This window comes from Yersinia vastinensis (assembly GCF_044905075.1).
In the GTDB taxonomy this organism is placed as follows: Bacteria; Pseudomonadota; Gammaproteobacteria; order Enterobacterales; family Enterobacteriaceae; genus Yersinia; species Yersinia vastinensis.
Genome location: NZ_CP173260.1, coordinates 2,646,704 through 2,666,927, shown reverse-complemented (window position 1 = coordinate 2,666,927; position 20,224 = coordinate 2,646,704). Strand labels below are relative to the sequence as shown.

Genomic DNA, 20,224 nt, shown 5'->3' with positions numbered 1-20,224 from the left:
TTCCTTGTTATCATTGTGTTAATGGGATGGCGATGTTCCCAGACAGGCAGCATGGTACTGGCGCACAACATCCTGGATATGGTCGATAATCAGTTCGTGCGGCGTTGCTGCGAGACGACCTTCACGGACCTTAACGTATTGAAGAGGCAGATACTGACTGATTAATGGCAGTGGAATCGTTTCATCCAGCAAATTTTCTATTAATCGAGAATAGGCATTGTCGATATTCTGATCGGGCCAATAGTAACGAATGCGGTCAGAATAGCTGTATCCACGTGCTAAACGACGTGCTTCATTTTTGCCGTGATAATGATGTTTCCAGTATTCAGGTTGTTCCTGCATGACACTCTCCAATACCTCTCGCAGCCCCGAACATTGGTAGGCAGGCCGCAATTCCTGTTCGATAGCTGCCAATGAAAATAAGGCTTCACGCAGTGCAAAAGTGAGCGCAGGGCCGACTTTCAAAATAGCGAAGTGATGCTGAACGAGCTGACGTAGCGCCAGTGGAGTTTGATAATCAGTGGAGTGGGCTTCAAAAACCATAGTGTCAAATTCTGCGATCATTTGACTGAGGGCAAGAGATTTCTCTGCTTGATAATCAATAACATGAGCATGATCGAATTCGACACCGGGTTGGACAACCAGCCCGATAATACGCGGCCATATATCGCTTAAACCCTGTTGCTCAAAAGCGTGTCGATGGGCCTCCAAGGTTGCTTTTGCCGCCTGTGGTGAGGTAACAACAAGAGTTGACAGTGTTTCGTGTGCGCCACCAGGGACGGGAACTTCAGTGCCAATGACGTAAACCAGATCAGAGGAACGATACTGCTCCTGACGGGTTTTTTCTGCTATATGGGCCAGTCTTGCGGCTCTTTCGGCAACAATTTGATCAGTGAGTGGCACCGGGTCATCAGCACAAGACATACTGCAATCGAGGTGAATTTTCTTAAAGCCCGCCGCCACATAGTGGCGAATAAGTTCCTCTGCATGAGCCATAGCTTCTTGCGCCGGTCTGTTTTGCCAGCGATTAGGTCCAAGATGGTCTCCCCCCAAAACCAACCGATCACGAGGAAGCTGGTGGTTATCCGCCATTTGTTCAACAAAACCACGAAAGTCTGCCGGTGTCATGCCGGTATAGCCACCATACTGGTCTACTTGGTTGGAGGTCGCTTCTATTAATAAGAGGGATTGGGTCTCCTGGGCGTGGCGTATTGCCGCTTCCAAAACCAATGGGTGAGCGGAACAGACGGCAAAAATGCCACATCCGGTATCCTGTTTATGGTCAGCCACAAACTCGGTTAAATGTTTCACTTTCCTCTCCGTATAATGTAGTAAGGTACTTTTATCTTTCGATTTGTTTCATTGATACTGCTTTATCGCTTAATAAAAACAAAACGAAAGATTATAAAATTGAGATCTGTTTCGCAAAAGAAACATAATGAAAGAATTGTGAACCTGAAAGATCGCTGTTCTTGGGCAATGTTAAGACTTGCTTTCCCGCAAAAGAAAGGTGTTAATAGACAAAGTGAAATGAAACGAAAGGCTTTAGAAAGGATTTCCTATGAGCAATACTGATTCGGCAACGGATAAACGCATAACAGGCACCAGTGAAAGGCGTGAGCAGATCATTCAACGCCTGCGTCAACAGGGAAGTGTTCAGGTAAACGATTTATCGTCATTTTTTGGCGTTTCAACGGTAACAATCCGCAATGATCTGGCTTTTTTGGAAAAACAAGGGATTGCGGTACGTGCCTACGGCGGTGCGCTGGTGTGTGATTCAGGTACACCTGCGGTAGAACCTACGGTTGAAGATAAAAGCTCCCTTAACACATCGTTAAAACGCAGTATCGCCCGTGTTGCTGCCAATCTGATTAAGCCTGGGCACCGCGTCATTTTGGACTCAGGCACGACTACCTGTGAAATTGCGCGTCACATGCGTAATCATAAGGAGGTCATTGCGATGACAAATGGTATGAATGTCGCTAACTCGCTGCTTGATGCTGAAGGGGTGGAATTGCTGATGACAGGTGGGCATTTGCGCCGCCAGTCTCTTTCCTTCTATGGTGATCAGGCCGATCAGTCTTTGCAAAACTATCACTTCGATATGCTGTTTCTTGGGGTCGATGCCATCGACCTTGAGCGGGGGGTGAGCACGCATAATGAAGACGAAGCTCGACTCAATCGCCGAATGTGTGAAGTTGCGGAACGTATCATCGTAGTCACTGACTCCAGCAAATTTAACCGTTCCAGCCTACATAAGATTATTGATACCCAGCGTATACATATGGTCATTACGGATAAAGGTATTCCTACTGAAAGCTTGAATGGCCTACGCAAAGGGGGGATTGACGTTATTCTTGTTGGAGAATAAAAAGCATGTGCGCGCATAAATGTTGGGATTCACCTACCTGAGTGGCAGTGATGTGATCAACATGAGAAGCTCGCAATCCTCTTGGATTTGTGAGCTTTTTAAATTTAACGCGATGACCTAATAACTATCGGTTCACCTTATTGTGATAATGATCATTCCGTTAAGATAATTATAATGTTATTTAATCATTCATTCTGACTACTTTAGGGGGATGCATTATGAATAATTTAGAATTGCAGGCGCTGAGGCAGCTTTTTTTCCTAAGCTATGACGAGGCGGCAAAGTATATTGCAGGCGATAACAACACTGACATGTGGCAGAAATGGGAAAGGGGAGAGCAAGATATCCCACTTTCTGTAGTTGATACGCTGATGCTCATGAATGAAAAAAGAAAGCAAAGAGTTAATGCCATTATTAAAAAGATAAATAATCGTATTGGGAATAATACTATGCGCTTTTTCCCTGATTATGCGGCATTTCATGCTGTCTATACAGAGGGGGACTTTATAGAATGGAAAATATATCAATCTGTAGCGGCCGAACTCTATTCTCATGATCTGGAACGGTTATGTTAAAAATAGGTGGTTTTTTACAACTGATAAATAAAATTACTGTGTAAAGTGAAATTATCTTGCATTAATTACACTTTGATTCTCTAGGTATATTGACAGTCTGCAGGAATTAATTATTTCATTTTACAGTATGATTTTCGTCATAAAATTGAATAATATTTTCTTCTCCTCACAAATTCAAAAATAAATATCTTGCCTATTATCACATATCAACGGCATGCTTATTTCTCCCTATTTTTCATTAAGCGTTATTACCTAGGGATTGATCCCGAATATGACACTCTTTGTGTTAAACATCCAACCATTATGTTGCTTTTATGTTGAAAAATGGATGGCAACTATGTAGATGACATATGATTATAAGAAAAAATACTGTATTGATATGCTCCATCTATAGAAATAATCTATGAGTTACTTTCAAAAAATGAATTATTTATTGCTCGACCTGATTGTTAGTATGGAAATAAGAAAAATACCGAATTTTTAAGAATTGTTTTACTTGCCATATTGAGTCTGGTTGTCATTTTCTTGCACGACAACATTTACCGGGAAATATCTGTAGATCAGGTTTTTTAGATAACGATAGGAAAATTCCTGTAGGTTAAATTTAAAAATCCTTTTCTGGAAAAGGTTTATATGAAAAACAATTACATACCTACATCTATCGGCTTGTATATCAATTATTTGGTTCATGGTATGGGGGACATATTGATCAGTTTGAATATGCCCCATTTACAGCAACAATGGCAAACTGATGCTGCGGGAGTATCTATTGTCATCTCTTCATTGGGAATAGGGCGGCTGAGTATTCTGCTTGTGGCAGGTATGCTGTCTGACCGCTTTGGTCGAAAACCTTTTATCTATCTGGGAATGTTTTGTTATTTAGGCTTTTTCCTCGGAGTCCTGAGTACACAAAGTATTGTCGTTGCCTATTGTTTTGGTTTTTTGGCAGGAATGGCTAACAGTTTCCTAGACTCTGGCACTTATCCATCGTTAATGGAAGCTTTCCCTAATACTCCGAGTACAGCGAATATTCTTATTAAAGCGTTTGTCTCCGGTGGTCAATTTATTCTGCCGTTTATGATTAGTATTTTGGTGTGGTTTGATCTTTGGTTCGGTTGGTCATTTTTGATTGCTGCCAGCATTATGTTCCTCAATGCACTCTATCTGTTTAAATGCCCTTTCCCACGACATGATTCTCCTGTGAAAATAGAATCCACAACGCAAGTTACAGAAGAACCTGAAGCATCTAAAACCTATACCTGTTCGATGCTGGATCTGGCCAGTTTCACGCTATATGGCTATATCGCAATGGCAACATTTTATCTTATCAGTCAATGGTTGGCGCAGTATGGGCAGTTTGTGGCAGGGATGTCTTATACCTTGTCAATTAAACTGTTGAGTGTATATACCATTGGCTCTTTGCTCTGTGTTTTTATTACGGCAGGGTTAGTTAAGAAAACTGTCAGTTCAACCACATTGTTAATGCTTTATACCTTCATCTCTTTTGTCGCGTTGTTAACGGTATGCCTATATACCACTGTCACCACGGTATTTATCTTTTCTTTTGTCATTGGATTTTCTGCGGCAGGAGGTGTTATGCAACTCGGGCTGACATTGATGGCAATGCGCTTTCCGCAAGCGAAAGGCAAGGCTACTGCAATCTTTTATAGTGCAGGGAGTCTGGCGACATTCACTATTCCGTTGATTACCGCAAAACTTTCACAAACCAGTATTGCCAGTATTATGTGGTTTGATGTTGGCCTCGCTGCGGCAGGTTTCCTGACAGCATTATTTATTGGTTACCGGAGCAGGAAAGAGCGGGGTTATATGGTAAAAATGAGTCAAGTTCAGGTTTGAAGTAGGCAATAGGCTGTAGGTGGAAATTACTGCCTACAGCGCGGGTGGGTTACTTGAACGTCATTTGTTGACATGCAGTAAAGATAAATTTCTTAAATGTTTGTGCCGCTGGCGATAATACCTGATCTTTACGGGTAGCTAGGCAAATATACCGTGTGGGGCCGGGGTCTTTGATGTGCATAACATGAACATTAGAATGTGAAAGCGTACTGATCCGCGGCATAATTGCAATGCCGTAGTTAATACTCACTAGCCCAACCATCGCGGTATCTTCTTCGACATAACAGGTTATTTCTGGAATCAGTTTCTTCTGCATAAACATCTTGTCAATAAACTGGCGTAATCCACTTTTTTGTGAAAAAAAGATATAGGGGTATGGAATGGTGTCCTCTAGCGCTATTTCACTTTCATTACGCAGTGCTAAGGGGTGATCACGGGACGTTACCAATACCAGTTCTTGGCTAATTAAAGGGATAAACTCTATTTCTGGTTCTTCCGGCATATGAGAACAGAAAGCCAGATCAAACTTATCAGCTTTCAGATCGTCAATAATCGATGAAGATGTTCCCTGATAGAAGCAAAAACGTTTATTTTCATTGCCGGAGACATGGATAAACCGATTAATCAACTGAGGAACTACTGTTTCTCCCATAGTGTAAATAAAGGCCAGTCTGATGGTATTGTTTTGAGAACCACTCATTTGGCGTAGGGCAAGGCGGCCATTCTCCAATTCAAGCAGCGCATTTTCCACATAAGGTAAAAAAATTTTTCCACTCTGTGTTATTCGCACGTTTCTGCCCATTTTTTCAAACAAGGCCACGCCAAGCTCTTTTTCAAGCTCAGATATGGCATGACTTAGTGAGGGTTGGGCAATGAACAAACTCGATGCGGCTTCAGTGTAATGCTGCTTTTCGGCTAAACGCTTAAAATAATGTAATTGTTTTAAATTCATTCAGTTTCTCATCGCGGTTTATCAATTTATCTCATGTGAACATACGATAAACATTCTGCATGTACTAGGGTTACCGTCACATAATGTGCTGGTGCGCGAGAGTTATTATCTTATTAATTTAATGTCTTTGAAGGTTTGCTTTCGTAGGATGTGCAAAATTATTATGGCCTTGTGCAACATAGCATGCTCTTTTTTCTATTGATGAAAACGCGCGGCGTAAATGAAGTGTTAAATAATTTAATTATAGTTTTATGGAAATCCCTATTGTTTTGTTGAGTAATTTTCTTAAATAAATTTATGGCTTAATAAATTTTAACTGCCTCACAAAATCAAACGATATTTACTCGTCGCGACGGTTTTTATTCCTCCATTCGTGTTGTGTTGGATGTGTGAAATTAAAACAAATTTTCAACAATACTCTTGTTATTTCTGGCTAGTGGTTTGCAATAAAATTGAAAACGAAAACGTTATATTACGTATAAATAACCGTGGGTGTTATATACATTATATAGGGTTGGTAGTTTATTGATGTTTTATAAGAATATATTTAATAAAAATTAACCATAAACGGAGAAAAGCATGAGCCAGAGCAGGGCCTTTAATGCGCCATTTTTATTAGCTGCGATAAGTATATACCTAAGCTACTTTCTTCATGGGATCAGCGTTATCACGTTAGCGCAGAATATGACTCCATTGGCAGAAAAATTTAACACAGACAGTGCAGGAATCGCCTATGTCATTTCCGGGATAGGTTTGGGGCGGCTCGTTTGTATCCTATTCTTCGGGGTCATCTCGGATAAGTTCGGTAGACGTTCGGTTATTTTCGTCGGCATTGCGTTATACATTCTATTTTTCTTTGGTATTCTCGCCAGTCCAAATCTGATCGTCGCATTTATTCTGGCATTTTGTGTTGGTGCCGCGAACGCAGCATTAGATACAGGCGGTTATCCTGCGTTGATGGAATGCTATCCTAAAACATCTGGGTCTGCTGTTATTCTGCTTAAAGCCACCATTTCCTTTGGGCAGATGTTCTATCCAATGTTGGTTAGTTTCCTGATGGTGAGCCAGCTTTGGTTTGGTTATGCCATGGTGATTCCAGGTGTGTTATTTATTCTTGTCACATTATTAGTGGTCAAGAGTAAATTTCCCAGTCAGACAGTCGATGCTGCTATTGCCAAAGACTTGCCTCAGATGAACAGTAAACCACTGGCGTGGCTGGAAGGTGTCGCCTCCGTTATATTTGGTGTTGCTGCATTTTCAACGTTTTATGTCATCGTCGTTTGGATGCCAAAATATGCTATGGCTTTTGCAGGCATGGCAGAAGCGGACGCATTAAAAACAATTTCTTACTATAGCTTGGGTTCATTACTGTGCGTATTTCTCTTTGCTTTCTTGTTGAAAAGCATGGTGCGCCCCGTCTGGGCCAATGTGTTTAATACTGCGTTATCCGTTATAGCGGCTACCGTTATTTATCTGTATCCATCACCGCTGGTGTGTAATGTCGGCGCGTTCGTTATTGGTTTCTCTGCTGCGGGTGGAATATTACAGCTTGGTGTCTCAGTCATGTCTGAATTTTTCCCAAAAAGCAAAGCCAAAGTTACCAGCATATATATGATGATGGGAGGGTTGGCGAACTTTGTCATTCCTCTAGCTACCGGTTATTTATCTACTATCGGATTGCAATATATTATCCTGCTGGACATCGCATTTGCTCTTGTTGCTTTCGTCACCGCGATAGTCGTCTTTATTCGGTACTATAAAGTCTTCAAAATTCCGCAAAGTGATTTTCGTTTTGGTGAGCGATTCTTTCAATAAGAATACTGCTTATAAATAACAAGAGAAATATTAACTAAGTCAATTTTAATATACCTATTTTTTAGTGAGGAGTGACCAATGGATGTTACTGCAAAATATGAGCTGATTGGATTAATGGCGTATCCAATCAGACATAGTTTATCCCCTGAAATGCAGAATAAAGCATTGGAAGAGGTTGGGTTACCTTATACTTATATGGCTTTTGAGGTAGATACTTCGACTTTTGGAAAAGCAATCGAAGGGTTGAAGGCATTAAAAATGCGCGGTACTGGCGTTTCCATGCCGAATAAACAGCTAGCATGCCAGTATGTCGATGAGTTAACCCCTGCAGCTAAATTGGTGGGTGCAATTAATACTATTGTTAATGATAACGGTTTCCTCAGAGGATATAACACTGACGGAACCGGGCATATTAAAGCCATTAAAGAGACTGGCTTTGATATCAAGGGTAAAAAAATGGTTTTGGTTGGCGCGGGGGGGGCATCTACCGCGATTGGTGCACAAGCAGCGATTGAAGGTATCAAAGAAATTATGCTGTTTAATCGGCGGGATGAGTTTTACGAAGAGGCTCTCGCTTTCGCTAAACGCGTTAATGATAATACCGATTGTGTCGTGACAGTAAATGACCTGGCTAACCAAAAGGCTTTTGCTAACGCGATTGCTAGTGCAGATATTCTGACGAATGGAACAAAAGTGGGCATGAAGCCACTGGAAAATGAATGCATCGTTAGTGATATCTCTATGCTGCGCCCCGAACTCCTTGTTTCGGAATGTGTTTACAATCCTCATATGACTAAGCTATTACAGATGGCCATGGAGGCGGGATGTAAAACTGTTGATGGATATGGAATGTTATTATGGCAAGGAGCCGAACAGTTTAAGCTTTGGACCGGAAAAGAGTTCCCATTGGAATATGTTAAAAAGGTTATGGGATTCAATGCGTAACTGACTATTCGGGAATATACTGACTAACGCCGGTTGTCAGGCATTAATGGAAGGGAAAAGAATGAAAACGGTAACAGTGAAAAATCTGGTCATTGGCGAGGGTGCCCCCAAAATCATCGTGTCATTGATGGGAAAAAATGCCTCTGCGGTTAAGTCAGAAGCGCAATATTACCAAGAGTTTGACTTTGATATTCTAGAATGGCGTATAGATCATTTTGATGATGTGAAAAATATCGAGAGTATTATCGACGCGGCACACCAGCTCAGAACTATTATTCACAATAAACCGATTCTCTTTACCTTCCGCACAGCGAAAGAAGGGGGAGAGAAAGAAATATCATCCACAGATTATCTCTCCTTAAACAGAAAGATGATTGATAGTGGCTTGGTTGACATGATTGACTTGGAGCTTTTTACTGGTGACCAAGAAGTCAGTGCGACGATAGCATATGCACATGCTAAAGGTATTAAAGTTATCATGTCTAATCATGATTTCCATAAAACACCGCCCAAAGACGAAATTGTTAAACGTCTACGAAAAATGCAAGAACTCGGAGCCGATATACCTAAAATTGCATTAATGCCGCAAAATAAAAGCGATGTTATGACGTTGTTGGCTGCGACATTGGAAATGTATGAGCAATATGCAGATCGCCCCATCATTACAATGTCAATGTCGAAGCTTGGCATTATTTCACGATTATCAGGTGAGGTCTTTGGTTCGGCGGCAACCTTTGGGGCACTAAAAAAAGCATCAGCCCCCGGGCAGATAGATATTAAAGAGTTAAGATCTGTTTTAACGACAATACATCAGTCATAAATTCATATTTATTTAAAGTTATTCAGGAACTATTTCGGTTTCTGAATAACCATCCCTATCTGAATTTTATTTACAGCACCTTGAGGTGAGGATGTGCTTCATCTGTAGGATGGAAAATAAATTTAGTGATAATTAGGAGTACCTATGAAACTGGATAAACCGAAAAGAGTTAATGGTCGGGTTCCCGTTTTATCCGCGGAGGATGCAGTAAAATATATTCCGGATGAAGCGACACTCTGTGTATTAGGTGCAGGTGGTGGGATTCTGGAAGCAACAACTTTAATAACAGCACTATCAGAACAATATAAAAATACACAGTCGCCACGTAATTTATCTTTAATTAGTCCCACCGGATTGGGCGATCGCGCAGAACGAGGAATTAGTCCACTGGCTCAGGAAGGGTTGGTTAAATGGGCACTTTGTGGCCATTGGGGACAATCACCACGTATTTCTGACTTGGCTGAACAAAATAAGATTAGCGCCTATAACTATCCGCAAGGCGTTTTGACTCAGGTTCTTCGTGCCTCTGCCGCTCACCAGCCAGGTATTTTAACTAATATTGGGATTGGCACATTTGTTGATCCACGCCAGCAAGGTGGAAAACTGAATGAAGTGACAAAAGAAGAACTGATTAAACTGATCGAAATTGATAATCAGGAATATCTCTTTTATAAGGCCATAGCGCCGACAGTGGCTTTTATTCGTGCCACAACCTGTGACAGTGAAGGTTACGCTTCTTTTGAAGATGAAGTGATGTATCTAGATGCCTTGGTTATCGCGCAGGCAGTGCATAACAATGGCGGCATTGTCATGATGCAAGTGCAGAAGATGGTCAAAAAAGCGACGCTTCATCCAAAATCCGTCAGAATACCCGGCTATCTGGTCGATATCGTGGTTGTCGATCCAGCACAAACTCAACTCTATGGTGGTGCACCGGTTAACCGTTTTATTTCCGGCGATTTTGTCTTGGATGACAGCACTAAGATGGCGATTCCACTGAACCAACGCAAACTGGTTGCCCGCCGTGCACTGTTTGAAATGCGTAAAGGGGCTGTCGGAAATGTGGGGGTCGGTATTGCAGATGGCATTGGCCTAGTTGCCAGAGAAGAAGGCTGCGCTGATGATTTTGTATTAACCGTGGAAACCGGCCCCATTGGCGGCATTACGACACAAGGTGTTGCTTTTGGTGCCAATGTGAATACCCGAGCCATTCTGGACATGACCTCGCAGTTTGATTTTTATCACGGTGGTGGGTTGGATGTTTGTTATTTGAGTTTTGCTGAAATAGATCAACAGGGCAATGTCGGCGTTCATAAATTTAATGGCAAAATTATGGGGACGGGCGGTTTTATTGATATTAGCGCTACCTCTAAAAAAATAATATTCTGCGGAACATTAACTGCAGGCAGCCTGAAAACTGAGGTCGGTGATGGAACGCTGAAAATAATTCAGGAAGGGCGAGTTAAAAAATTCATTAAAGAAATACCAGAAATTACGTTCAGCGGGAAAATTGCTTTAGAGCGTGGTTTAGATGTGCGTTATATCACTGAGCGAGCGGTATTTACCTTAAAAGAAGACGGATTACACTTGGTTGAAATTGCCCCCGGTGTTGATTTAGAAAGGGATATATTATCTCAAATGGATTTCAAGCCGATAATATCCACTGATCTGAAATTAATGGATGAACGGATGTTTTACGATAACGTCATGGGATTTGTTTTGTCTGATGATAAATAAAATAGGGGAGTGAAGAGTATGGACTTTAGCTTAACCGAAGAGCAAGAGTTATTGCTGGCGAGTATTCGGGAACTCATTACTAATGACTTCCCTGAAGAGTATTTCAGAACCTGTGATCAAACCGGAACTTATCCTAAAGAATTTATGAGGGCGTTATCGGATAATGGTATTTCTCTGTTAGGCGTACCAGAAGAATATAACGGGATCCCGGCTGATTATGTCACGCAAATGCTGGCACTCATGGAGGTTTCAAAGTGTGGTGCGCCAGCATTTCTGATTACTAATGGCCAGTGTATTCACAGTATGATGCGTTTTGGTTCACCGGAACAATTGCGGAAAACAGCAGAAAGTACATTGGCAACGGGTGATCCAGCTTATGCGCTGGCGCTGACTGAACCCGGTGCCGGTTCGGATAATAACAGTGCGACGACAAGTTACACACGCAAGAATGGCAAAGTGTATTTGAACGGCCAGAAGACTTTTATTACCGGGGCGAAAGAATACCCTTATATGCTGGTACTGGCGCGAGATCCTGAGCCTAAAGATCCGAAAAAGGCATTTACACTTTGGTGGGTAGAGTCAAATCGACCGGGTATTAAAATCAATCCATTACATAAAATTGGCTGGCACATGCTGAGTACCTGCGAAGTCTATCTCGATAATGTCGAAGTCGATGAAAGCGATATGGTCGGCGAAGAGGGAATGGGTTTCCTGAATGTCATGTACAACTTTGAAATGGAGCGCTTGATCAATGCTGCCCGCAGTACCGGTTTTGCTGAATGTGCTTTTGAAGATGCAGCAAAATATGCTAACCAGCGTATTCAATTTGGTAAGCCAATTGGGCACAACCAGATGATTCAGGAAAAACTGGTTCTAATGGCAGTAAAAATCGAAAATATGCGAAATATGGTGCTGAAAGTCGCATGGCAGGCTGATATGCATCAGTCATTAAGAACCAGTGCAGCATTGTGTAAATTGTATTGTGCTCGCACTGCTCTTGAAGTTATTGATGACGCGATACAGATTATGGGAGGGTTGGGCTATACCGATGATGCGCGAGTTTCCCGTTTCTGGCGTGACGTGCGTTGTGAGCGAATTGGTGGCGGAACCGATGAGATTATGATTTATATTGCTGGCCGCCAAATCTTGAAAGATTACCAAAATAAATAGTCACTTTTAGCAATCCGTTCACATTTTCAGATGTGAACGGATTGAGCTTAATATAAGACTATTTAGGTTTGCTGCCAGTCTCAGGTTAACATTTCAGTGCGTTCACTAAATTCCGATATATATTCCCCTTTGTTAAGATGGCTTTTGAACTGTTTTCGGTATTCTGAAGGGGAGCAGCCGACATGCCGAATAAATAATTTTGTGAAATGGTCGACATTCTCGTAGCCGACGCGGAAAGAAATTTCGTTTAGACATAATTCGGTATTGGTTAACGCAAACTTAGCTTCTGTTATTCGGCGCTTAATGACATAGTTTATCGGTGAGATACGATACTCTTTACTGAATTCATGGCAGATATAACTCACACTGGCTCGAAATTTTTTCGCTAACTGTTCTAGAGTTATTTTTTCTCTATAGTTATTGTTTAAATAAATAAGAATGTCTTTTACTAATATGTCTTTGATAATATTTCCGGTGTTGGTTCGGTAGGCACTTTTGAAGTTTTCGTAGAAGATAACGGTAAGAAGATAACCAAAGGCATCATAGACTGAGGAGGAAAGGCTCTCTTCTTGCTGAGGTAATAACAGACTGATTTCATGTATGACATCTTTATTTTTAACCGCTGAAACCACAGGGTAGGAATTGGGCTGCATTAATCGATTATCTTCCAACCCGTTTATTTTGAAACCATATACGGCGCAGGCGTAGGTCGTCGCGGGTGAGGTTGTATCAGAGGCCAAAGCATGCAGGCAACCGCGTTCGATAACAATAATATCGCCAGCTTGTGCAACATAATTAGATGAGTCGATGGTCAGTTTGACGACGCCTTTTTTGACGTAAATAAGTTCGGTCTCGGTTTCATGCACATGATGGCCTGATTCCCAATTTGGATCATCACTAATGACATATCTGGAGAGTTTTGGCGTGAGTCCATTTTCAAAAATGGCATCTGCCTTATTATCAAAACAGCGTTGATACATGGCTACTTCCCTATTTAACGATGAGATGAAACCGTCATTTTCAAGCAACTGATGACAAGATATACCACGAATTTAGCATACCAAAACAAGATTATTTGTGCGCTGTGCAAGATAATACGTCAGCAATTAGATGGTTAAAGAATTGAATGCTTGCCGATAATTTATCATTTTATTTGTTATTCTCTCATCTGATTTGACCTGTAAGACACATAGTTAACACACTGAATTTACATCGTGCTGCGGATTTCGCTCCTTCTCACAGCTAATAATGAGAATTTCCTTAAACATACATTCTATCTTTGATAAATATCACACATTTCTTTCCCTGTTTGATTTCATGTGGTAACGCACAAACCGCTATTATTTTATTTTTATATATTCACGGCGCTGCAAGTAAAAATAAATTATTACCGCACTGATATATTCCTCATGTTTTTTTTGCAAGATAGTTGGTAACTAAAACATATTATCATGTCGTTATTTCCTTGCCAGAGTATCAATATATTCTCATTAAACTTATATATCCGTTTGAGATAATAGGAAATACGATGAAAATAATAACCTGTTTTAAGTTAGTCCCCGAAGAGCAAGACATTGTCGTGACTGCCGACCATAAGCTCAATTTTGATCGTGCTGACCCTAAAATCAGCCAATTTGATCTCAATGCAGTAGAAGCAGCGATGCAATTATCAGGTGATGATGGTCAAGTCATCGCACTCAGTGCAGGAGGGCCCTATTTAGAAAATACGAAAGTACGCAAAGATGTATTGTCACGTGGCCCTCATGAACTGTATTTACTGCAAGATGCATCTCTGGAATTTGCACTACCTAAAGACACAGCTCATGCATTGGCGAGTGCAGCCAGTAAAATCGGATTTGATCTGATGCTGTTTGGCGAAGGTTCTGGTGATGTGTACGCCCAGCAGGTTGGGTTATTGGTGGGTGAAATGCTGCAGCTTCCGACTGTCAATGCTGTCAGTAATATTCAGGTGCTAGATGGTCGAGTCCTGATAGAACGTACTTTGGAAGATGAAATAGAGGTGTTGGAGTTGTCACTTCCGGCGGTACTTTGCGTCACCTCTGACATCAATGTGCCTAAAGTCCCTTCCATGAAAGCTATCCTCGGTGCAGGGAAAAAACCAGTAACACACTGGAAAGCGAGCGACATTGATTGGACACCTAGCCAACCTTATACCGAGATGGCCAATATTCAAGTCCCCCCACAAGCCGAACGCAAGCACATCATTATTGAAAATGATTCACCAGATTCCATTGCTGAACTGGCCGAGCATTTGAAGAAAGTACTGAACTAACCCAATACGGAGAGAAAAGATCATGAGCAAATTAAATAATGTATGGGTGTTCAGCGACAATCTTGATCGCTACGCCGAATTATTAGCTGGTGCTCGCCAGTGGGGAGAGCAGGTCAACGTCTTGGTACTGGGCGGTGAAAATACTCCATCCATTAAACCTCTGGGAGCGGACGCGCTCTATGTTTTGGCAGAGAAGTCTGCGCTACAGCGGGTAGAGAATTATGCTGAAACGTTGGTTTCTCTCATTGAGAAACCAACGGCGCAACAAACGCCTGCCACATTGATTTTGATGTCAGCAACTAAGCGTGGTAAAGCACTGGCGGCCCGTTTAGGCGTTTTACTCGAAGCGGCGGTGGTCAATGATGTCACGTCATTATCCGTTGGCGATGAAGGTACTTTTGCTGAACACCGGATGTATGGCGGGCTGGCATTTGGTAGAGAGAAAATTATGACGCCGATAGCTATTGTGACGCTTGCGCCCGGTGTCATCGAACCCATAGCGGCAGATCAATCCCATGATTGCGCCATCCATCAAGCAAATTATGTCGCTCCTCGTCAGGAAATCTTGTGCAAAGAACGCCGTGCCAAATCTTTGAGTAGTGTTGATTTGAGTAAGGCCAAACGTGTTGTCGGGGTAGGGCGTGGCTTGGTCTCTCAAGCTGACCTCAATATGGTTCAAGAGCTGGCAACAGTGCTAGGTGCCGAAATGGGGTGTTCGCGCCCCATCGCTGAAGGTGAACATTGGATGGAGCGTGAACGTTACATTGGGGTGTCCGGTGTCTTGCTTAAGTCTGATCTTTACCTGACGTTGGGTATTTCCGGCCAGATTCAACATATGGTTGGGGGCAATGGTGCGAAAACTATTATTGCCATTAATAAAGATAAAAACGCGCCTATTTTCAAATATGCCGACTACGGCTTGGTTGGGGACATTTACAAAGTGGTTCCTGCCCTTATTGAGCAATTGACCCGTTAAGCCTGGATAGGGAGTCAAAGCAATGTCGGAAGAAAAGTTCGATGCCATTGTCGTCGGTGCGGGAGTCGCAGGATGTATTGCTGGCTATGTGATGGCGAAAGCCGGGCTGGATGTACTGGTCATTGAGCGGGGGAATACCGCTGGTAGTAAAAATATGACGGGAGGGCGCCTCTATGCACACAGTCTGGAGAGAATCATGCCGGGCTTTGCGCAAGAGGCCCCGATTGAGCGCAAAGTGACGAAAGAAAAGATTTCGTTTCTTACGGAAGAAAGTGCGGTCACGCTGGATTTCCATAGCGAGCAACCCGACATCCCCCTTAAAGCTTCTTATACCGTGCTGCGTAACCGATTTGACCCGTGGTTAATGGAAAAGGCAGAAGAGGCCGGAGTGCAATTTATTCCTGGCGTCAGAGTCGATGCTTTGCTCAGGGAAGGCAATCGAGTTATTGGGGTGCAAGCCGGCGAAGATTCGCTGGAGGCTAACATTGTTATTTTGGCCGATGGCGTCAATTCGCTGTTAGGCCGCTCCATTGGCATGGTGCCACCTTCGTCTCCTCATCATTATGCCGTCGGGGTTAAAGAGGTGATCGCGCTGTCGCCCTCGCAAATTGAAGATCGTTTCAATCTCTGTGCAGGAGAAGGGGCCGCTTGGTTGTTTGCTGGTTCCCCTTCGAATGGCTTAATGGGCGGTGGGTTTCTTTATACCAACCAAGATTCGGTTTCGCTGGGATTGGTCTGTGGGCTGGCAGATATTGAGCATGCCACTAAAAGTGTTCCACAGATGCTGGAGGATTTTAAACAGCATCCGGCGATTCGCCCGCTGATTCAAGGCGGCACATTGCTGGAGTATTCTGCGCATGTTGTACCGGAGGGCGGATTGGCGATGGTGCCACCACTGGTCAATGATGGCGTGATGATTGTCGGTGATGCTGCGGGGCTTTGCTTGAATCTGGGGTATACCATTCGCGGTATGGATTTGGCGATTGCCTCGGCAGAGGCTGCCGCCCAGACCGCTATTGAGGCCAAACAGCAGCAGGATTTCTCAGCCGCCATGCTGATGGGCTACAAGAAAAAACTGGATCAAAGTTTTGTGATGCAGGATATGCATCATTTCCGCAAGATGCCTGCAATGATGGAAAACCCGCGAATGTTTACACAATATCCTCGGATGGTCGCTGACATCATGACAGACATGTTCATCATCGATGGGAGCCCCAGCAAACCCATTCGCTCTAAAATATTGAATCGGGCCAAAAAGGTTGGGTTAATCAATCTGTTGAAAGATGGAATTAAGGGGGCAACGGCGTTATGAGTAATGAAAATACAGTTAATGTCGACGTCAAACTGGGTATCAACAAATTTCGTGTAGATGAAAGCAATCCTCACATTGTGTTAGTTGATAATCCTGATAGGGCGCAGTTTCGCAAGTTGATTAACGCCTGCCCTGCGGGGCTATACAAACAAGACAGCGATGGCAATATTCATTTTGATTATGCCGGATGTTTGGAATGTGGAACTTGCCGAGTGCTCTGCGGCGATACCATCCTCGAAAAATGGGAATATCCCCAAGGTACTTTTGGTATCGAATTCCGCTTCGGTTAATCCCTGCATTGAATTGCTCTCATCTTTGGCCTATTCGTAGGCCATCTTCCTGCATCACTACCTATTAGATTTACAACGACACTGCGCAGTTGCTGTTAATAAGTGAGATAAAGCGAATGGCTATTACAATTAAATTTAATGATGAGCGTAGGGAGGCCTACCGGAAGCAAGGCTACTGGGGGGATGCGTCGCTCGCTGACTATTGGCACCATTCGGTCAAAGTTGCTCCCGAAAAGATAGCGGTCCTTGATAACCAAGGTACGTCATATACCTATGCTGCACTGGATTGCGCCGCCGGAAGTGTGGCTTCGTATCTGTTAGATTGTGGCATTCAGCCCGGCGACAGGGTTGCTTTTCAACTTCCGGGTTGGTGTGAGTTCACTCTGATCTATCTGGCCTGTCTGAAAACGGGGGCAGTTGCAGTCCCTCTGCTACCTGCTTATCGTGAAACCGAGCTTATTTGGACGCTGAATAAGAGTCAGGCGCGGATTCTATTTGTGCCGACCTTGTTCAAAAATGTCGACCCAGTGGCAATGATTGCCCCACTGCGTTCACAGCTTCCCTATCTTCAGCAAATGGTCGCAGTGGATAAACTGGCACCAGCAACATCACTGCCTTCATTGAGCCAGTTATTGCGCGATTATCCTCCGTTGGAAAACCCCGTTAAAGTCCATGGCGATGAACTGGCCGTTGTGCTGTTTACCTCTGGTACTGAAGGGGTTCCTAAAGGCGTGATGCTCACTCATAACAATGTGCTTGCCAGCGAGCGTGCATATTGTGCGACGTTAAATTTGAATTGGACGGATATCATCTTAATGCCCGCCCCGCTAGGGCATGCGACCGGTTTTCTGCATGGCGTGACTGCGCCTTTTATCATTGGTGCTCGCAGCGTCCTGCTGGATATTTTTAGTCCCCAAGCGTGCCTGACCTTGTTAGAACGGGAAAAATGTACCTGCGTGATGGGCGCCACACCTTTTGTGTATGATTTGCTGTGTACGGTGCAACAACAGCCGTATGACCTTTCTTCGTTGCGTTTCTTTTTATGCGGTGGCACGACGATCCCAAAACAAATAACCCGGGACTGTTTGCTCGTCGGCATTAAATTACTCAGTGTTTACGGCGCGACGGAAAGCTCACCTCATGCTGTGGTTAAACTTGATGATCCACTCTCTCGTGTGGTTAACACCGATGGGGTCGCAGTGTCTGGTGTCGAAATCAAAGTTGTCGATAAAGCACGTCAGACAGTCTCTCATGGCGAGGAGGGCGAAGAGGCCTCACGTGGCCCCAATGTTTTCATGGGGTATCTGGGGGAGCCGGAATTGACGGCTCAAGCGCTAGACGAGGAGGGCTGGTACTACAGCGGTGATCTTTGCCGCATGGATGAGGAAGGGTACATTAAAATAACGGGCCGCAAGAAAGATATTATCGTGCGCGGCGGTGAGAACATTAGTAGCCGTGAGGTCGAGGAGATTCTGTTATTGCACCCTCTGGTACAGGATGTTGGTGTCGTGGCGATGCCAGACGAAAGGCTTGGCGAACGGGCTTGTGCTTATGTGGTATTACGTGACGGTTGCCAGCCGTTAACGTTTACAGCGATGATCGATTTTTTTCGCAACCGACGGGTAGCCAAATACAAATATCCTGAACGGCTAGAGCTGGTGGATCGTTTACCACGCACGGCTTCAGGCAAAATCAAAAAATTTTTGTTACGCGAACTTTTGCTGCAAAAGCTGATGCAGGAGGCGTCTTCTCATAACACACGAAATTGAAAATAGGGGAGAAGAAGCCTGTAACAGTGGTTTTCTTCCTAGTGCGCGGCAACTTTCGTTAGCCGCGCACTAGGAAGTAAAATAATAGTGGCTGATATCAGATCTGTTTTTCTTCGTTTATGAGGGCAGGGTTCGCCATTCATGGGGATAGTGCGAAGGAGTAAAGCGCAGAGTTAGCACCATTAGCCCAATAATACACCCAGCATGAAACATCCAGTCGAGCAGATAGTTTCCACTGAGGCTACGTAGCAGGCCAGATAAATACGGCGAAAGCCCGGCGATAATAAACCCAATTCCCTGCATAAAGGACACCAATCGCCGGGTAATCTCGTTGTGGGGGGAATGGTCAAGAGCCAGCACGAGGCACAAAGGAAATGCCCCGCCAAGCCCAATACCACAGACGACAGCCCACAGTATGGCGAACTGTTGTGGAAGCCAGATAAAGCCAAAGAAACCAATCAGTTGTAGTACTAGTGTGAGTAACAATAGTCCTCTTCTGTCCTGACGATTTGCCAGCAGAGGCAGAATTAATGCCCCCAGCGTCTGTCCGAGTGTCATTAACGCCAGTAAACCGCCGCTAAACTGAGTGCTGAAACCGAGTTGCATATAGTAAGGCGGTAACCAGGCAATCAAGCTGGCATAACCGCCGTTAATGAGCCCAAAATATAAGCCTAAAATCCACGCTCTTGGGCTGATATGTATGCGAACAGGTGAAGTAGATGGGGCGATATATGCGACTGAATTCAGTGATTTGCATTGAACCCACCAACCGACAAGTGCGATGATGGCAGGCAATCCCCACCAAGCCAATGCGTGATACCAGAGAAGACTGTGCTGCGCCAGCCAAGGTGTCAAGGCCGCCCCCAATCCGCCGCCGCCCATTAACATTGCAGACCATAAACCAATCACTTGTGGCATACGTTGGCTAAACAGACGTTTGATAATCGTCGGCATAATCGTTTGAATCACCCCGATACCAATACCGCCAAGTAGTGCGCTACTGAGCAATAAGCTGCTGCGCGGAGCGCTTTCGCGTAACAAAGAGCCAAGGGCAATCATCAGTAAGCTGAGTGCCACACTGTTGTACTCATTGAAATATTTACCCAGCCAGCCACCAACCAGAGCCATGACACCCATTGCCATGATAGGGAGCGTCGTCAGCAATGAGGCTACGCCGAAGCTTATGCCACTGGCTTGTTGTAACTGAGGCAGTAAGGGGCTAATAGACGTTAAGAGTGGGCGCATATTCAGGCCAATCAATACCAGTACCAACAACATCAGGTTATTTTTTTCCTGCTGTGCAAGTTTGCAAGATGTTGGCAATACGTCTTGTTGATGGCGG

Annotated in this window: 17 protein-coding genes; 13 read left to right on the top strand and 4 right to left on the bottom strand. The window is 43.8% G+C overall.

Annotated elements, in window-relative coordinates; genetic code table 11:
• Positions 1 to 18 precede the first annotated feature (18 nt).
• A complete protein-coding gene (kbaZ, locus tag ACIOG0_RS12445) occupies positions 19 to 1,311 on the bottom strand; it encodes a tagatose-bisphosphate aldolase subunit KbaZ (RefSeq protein ID WP_128450989.1) in 1,293 nt (430 codons plus the stop codon).
• A gap of 250 nt (positions 1,312 to 1,561) precedes the next feature.
• Between kbaZ and ACIOG0_RS12440 the strand changes: the two genes are divergently transcribed.
• The 3 genes from ACIOG0_RS12440 (at position 1,562) to ACIOG0_RS12430 (ending at position 4,803) form a co-directional block, all read left to right on the top strand.
• On the top strand, positions 1,562 to 2,371 hold the full coding sequence (locus ACIOG0_RS12440; RefSeq protein ID WP_050098220.1) for a DeoR family transcriptional regulator: 810 nt from the start codon (positions 1,562 to 1,564) through the stop codon (positions 2,369 to 2,371).
• Between the two features lie 218 nt (positions 2,372 to 2,589).
• Positions 2,590 to 2,946, top strand: coding sequence for a YdiL family protein (locus tag ACIOG0_RS12435; protein WP_050098219.1), 357 nt, complete (start codon positions 2,590 to 2,592; stop codon positions 2,944 to 2,946).
• Between the two features lie 633 nt (positions 2,947 to 3,579).
• On the top strand, positions 3,580 to 4,803 hold the full coding sequence (locus ACIOG0_RS12430; RefSeq protein ID WP_404704843.1) for an MFS transporter: 1,224 nt from the start codon (positions 3,580 to 3,582) through the stop codon (positions 4,801 to 4,803).
• Between the two features lie 49 nt (positions 4,804 to 4,852).
• Here ACIOG0_RS12430 and ACIOG0_RS12425 read toward each other — a convergent pair whose 3' ends face one another.
• Entirely contained in the window at positions 4,853 to 5,755 is a 903-nt protein-coding gene (locus ACIOG0_RS12425; protein WP_128450988.1) for a LysR family transcriptional regulator, read from the bottom strand.
• A 579-nt stretch (positions 5,756 to 6,334) separates the two neighbouring features.
• Here ACIOG0_RS12425 and ACIOG0_RS12420 point away from each other — a divergent pair.
• From ACIOG0_RS12420 to ACIOG0_RS12400, 5 genes are all read left to right on the top strand, one after another.
• Positions 6,335 to 7,570 carry an MFS transporter gene (locus ACIOG0_RS12420; protein ID WP_050098216.1) on the top strand — a complete coding sequence of 412 codons (1,236 nt, stop codon included), beginning with the start codon at positions 6,335 to 6,337 and terminating at the stop codon, positions 7,568 to 7,570.
• Positions 7,571 to 7,648: 78 nt separating this feature from the next.
• On the top strand, positions 7,649 to 8,515 hold the full coding sequence (ydiB, locus tag ACIOG0_RS12415) for a quinate/shikimate dehydrogenase (RefSeq protein WP_050098215.1): 867 nt from the start codon (positions 7,649 to 7,651) through the stop codon (positions 8,513 to 8,515).
• 61 nt (positions 8,516 to 8,576) lie between these two features.
• The gene (gene aroD / locus ACIOG0_RS12410; RefSeq protein WP_050139547.1) at positions 8,577 to 9,335 is read left to right on the top strand and encodes a type I 3-dehydroquinate dehydratase; all 759 of its coding nucleotides are present in this window, start codon (positions 8,577 to 8,579) and stop codon (positions 9,333 to 9,335) included.
• 144 nt (positions 9,336 to 9,479) lie between these two features.
• Positions 9,480 to 11,072 carry an acyl CoA:acetate/3-ketoacid CoA transferase gene (locus ACIOG0_RS12405; protein ID WP_050098213.1) on the top strand — a complete coding sequence of 531 codons (1,593 nt, stop codon included), beginning with the start codon at positions 9,480 to 9,482 and terminating at the stop codon, positions 11,070 to 11,072.
• A gap of 18 nt (positions 11,073 to 11,090) precedes the next feature.
• Complete coding sequence (locus tag ACIOG0_RS12400; RefSeq protein WP_050098212.1) at positions 11,091 to 12,242, top strand: acyl-CoA dehydrogenase; 1,152 nt, start codon at positions 11,091 to 11,093, stop codon at positions 12,240 to 12,242.
• Positions 12,243 to 12,322: 80 nt separating this feature from the next.
• On the opposite strand, the gene ACIOG0_RS12395 is transcribed toward ACIOG0_RS12400, so the two are convergent.
• Positions 12,323 to 13,222, bottom strand: coding sequence for an AraC family transcriptional regulator (locus tag ACIOG0_RS12395; RefSeq protein ID WP_050296365.1), 900 nt, complete (start codon positions 13,220 to 13,222; stop codon positions 12,323 to 12,325).
• 548 nt (positions 13,223 to 13,770) lie between these two features.
• Here ACIOG0_RS12395 and ACIOG0_RS12390 point away from each other — a divergent pair.
• The 5 genes from ACIOG0_RS12390 to fadK all read left to right on the top strand — a co-directional run bounded on the left by ACIOG0_RS12390 (position 13,771) and on the right by fadK (position 18,882).
• On the top strand, positions 13,771 to 14,535 hold the full coding sequence (locus ACIOG0_RS12390) for an electron transfer flavoprotein (protein WP_128450987.1): 765 nt from the start codon (positions 13,771 to 13,773) through the stop codon (positions 14,533 to 14,535).
• A 22-nt stretch (positions 14,536 to 14,557) separates the two neighbouring features.
• Entirely contained in the window at positions 14,558 to 15,511 is a 954-nt protein-coding gene (locus tag ACIOG0_RS12385) for an electron transfer flavoprotein subunit alpha (RefSeq protein ID WP_050098209.1), read from the top strand.
• Positions 15,512 to 15,533: 22 nt separating this feature from the next.
• Positions 15,534 to 16,823 carry an FAD-dependent oxidoreductase gene (locus ACIOG0_RS12380; RefSeq protein ID WP_050098208.1) on the top strand — a complete coding sequence of 430 codons (1,290 nt, stop codon included), beginning with the start codon at positions 15,534 to 15,536 and terminating at the stop codon, positions 16,821 to 16,823.
• Positions 16,820 to 17,113 (top strand): ferredoxin, encoded by a 294-nt coding sequence (locus tag ACIOG0_RS12375; protein WP_050098207.1) that lies wholly within the window; start codon positions 16,820 to 16,822, stop codon positions 17,111 to 17,113. Before ACIOG0_RS12380 ends, ACIOG0_RS12375 begins: the two co-directional genes overlap by 4 nt.
• A gap of 116 nt (positions 17,114 to 17,229) precedes the next feature.
• The gene (gene fadK, locus ACIOG0_RS12370) at positions 17,230 to 18,882 is read left to right on the top strand and encodes a medium-chain fatty-acid--CoA ligase (RefSeq protein ID WP_128450985.1); all 1,653 of its coding nucleotides are present in this window, start codon (positions 17,230 to 17,232) and stop codon (positions 18,880 to 18,882) included.
• A 117-nt stretch (positions 18,883 to 18,999) separates the two neighbouring features.
• On the opposite strand, the gene ACIOG0_RS12365 is transcribed toward fadK, so the two are convergent.
• A complete protein-coding gene (locus ACIOG0_RS12365) occupies positions 19,000 to 20,160 on the bottom strand; it encodes a cyanate transporter (protein WP_050296376.1) in 1,161 nt (386 codons plus the stop codon).
• Between the last annotated feature and the right edge of the window lie 64 nt (positions 20,161 to 20,224).

Excerpts from the sequence above, each read along its gene's own strand:
- ACIOG0_RS12440 (WP_050098220.1), top strand. The coding sequence starts at position 1,562 with ATGAGCAATACTGATTCGGCAACGGATAAACGCATAACAGGCACCAGT.
- ACIOG0_RS12420 (WP_050098216.1), top strand. The coding sequence starts at position 6,335 with ATGAGCCAGAGCAGGGCCTTTAATGCGCCATTTTTATTAGCTGCGATA.
- ACIOG0_RS12385 (WP_050098209.1), top strand. The coding sequence starts at position 14,558 with ATGAGCAAATTAAATAATGTATGGGTGTTCAGCGACAATCTTGATCGC.
- ACIOG0_RS12425 (WP_128450988.1), bottom strand. The coding sequence starts at position 5,755 with ATGAATTTAAAACAATTACATTATTTTAAGCGTTTAGCCGAAAAGCAG.
- ACIOG0_RS12435 (WP_050098219.1), top strand. The coding sequence starts at position 2,590 with ATGAATAATTTAGAATTGCAGGCGCTGAGGCAGCTTTTTTTCCTAAGC.
- ACIOG0_RS12365 (WP_050296376.1), bottom strand. The coding sequence starts at position 20,160 with ATGTTGTTGGTACTGGTATTGATTGGCCTGAATATGCGCCCACTCTTA.
- aroD (WP_050139547.1), top strand. The coding sequence starts at position 8,577 with ATGAAAACGGTAACAGTGAAAAATCTGGTCATTGGCGAGGGTGCCCCC.
- ACIOG0_RS12405 (WP_050098213.1), top strand. The coding sequence starts at position 9,480 with ATGAAACTGGATAAACCGAAAAGAGTTAATGGTCGGGTTCCCGTTTTA.
- fadK (WP_128450985.1), top strand. The coding sequence starts at position 17,230 with ATGGCTATTACAATTAAATTTAATGATGAGCGTAGGGAGGCCTACCGG.
- ACIOG0_RS12375 (WP_050098207.1), top strand. The coding sequence starts at position 16,820 with ATGAGTAATGAAAATACAGTTAATGTCGACGTCAAACTGGGTATCAAC.
- ACIOG0_RS12430 (WP_404704843.1), top strand. The coding sequence starts at position 3,580 with ATGAAAAACAATTACATACCTACATCTATCGGCTTGTATATCAATTAT.
- ACIOG0_RS12400 (WP_050098212.1), top strand. The coding sequence starts at position 11,091 with ATGGACTTTAGCTTAACCGAAGAGCAAGAGTTATTGCTGGCGAGTATT.
- ydiB (WP_050098215.1), top strand. The coding sequence starts at position 7,649 with ATGGATGTTACTGCAAAATATGAGCTGATTGGATTAATGGCGTATCCA.
- ACIOG0_RS12395 (WP_050296365.1), bottom strand. The coding sequence starts at position 13,222 with ATGTATCAACGCTGTTTTGATAATAAGGCAGATGCCATTTTTGAAAAT.
- ACIOG0_RS12390 (WP_128450987.1), top strand. The coding sequence starts at position 13,771 with ATGAAAATAATAACCTGTTTTAAGTTAGTCCCCGAAGAGCAAGACATT.
- ACIOG0_RS12380 (WP_050098208.1), top strand. The coding sequence starts at position 15,534 with ATGTCGGAAGAAAAGTTCGATGCCATTGTCGTCGGTGCGGGAGTCGCA.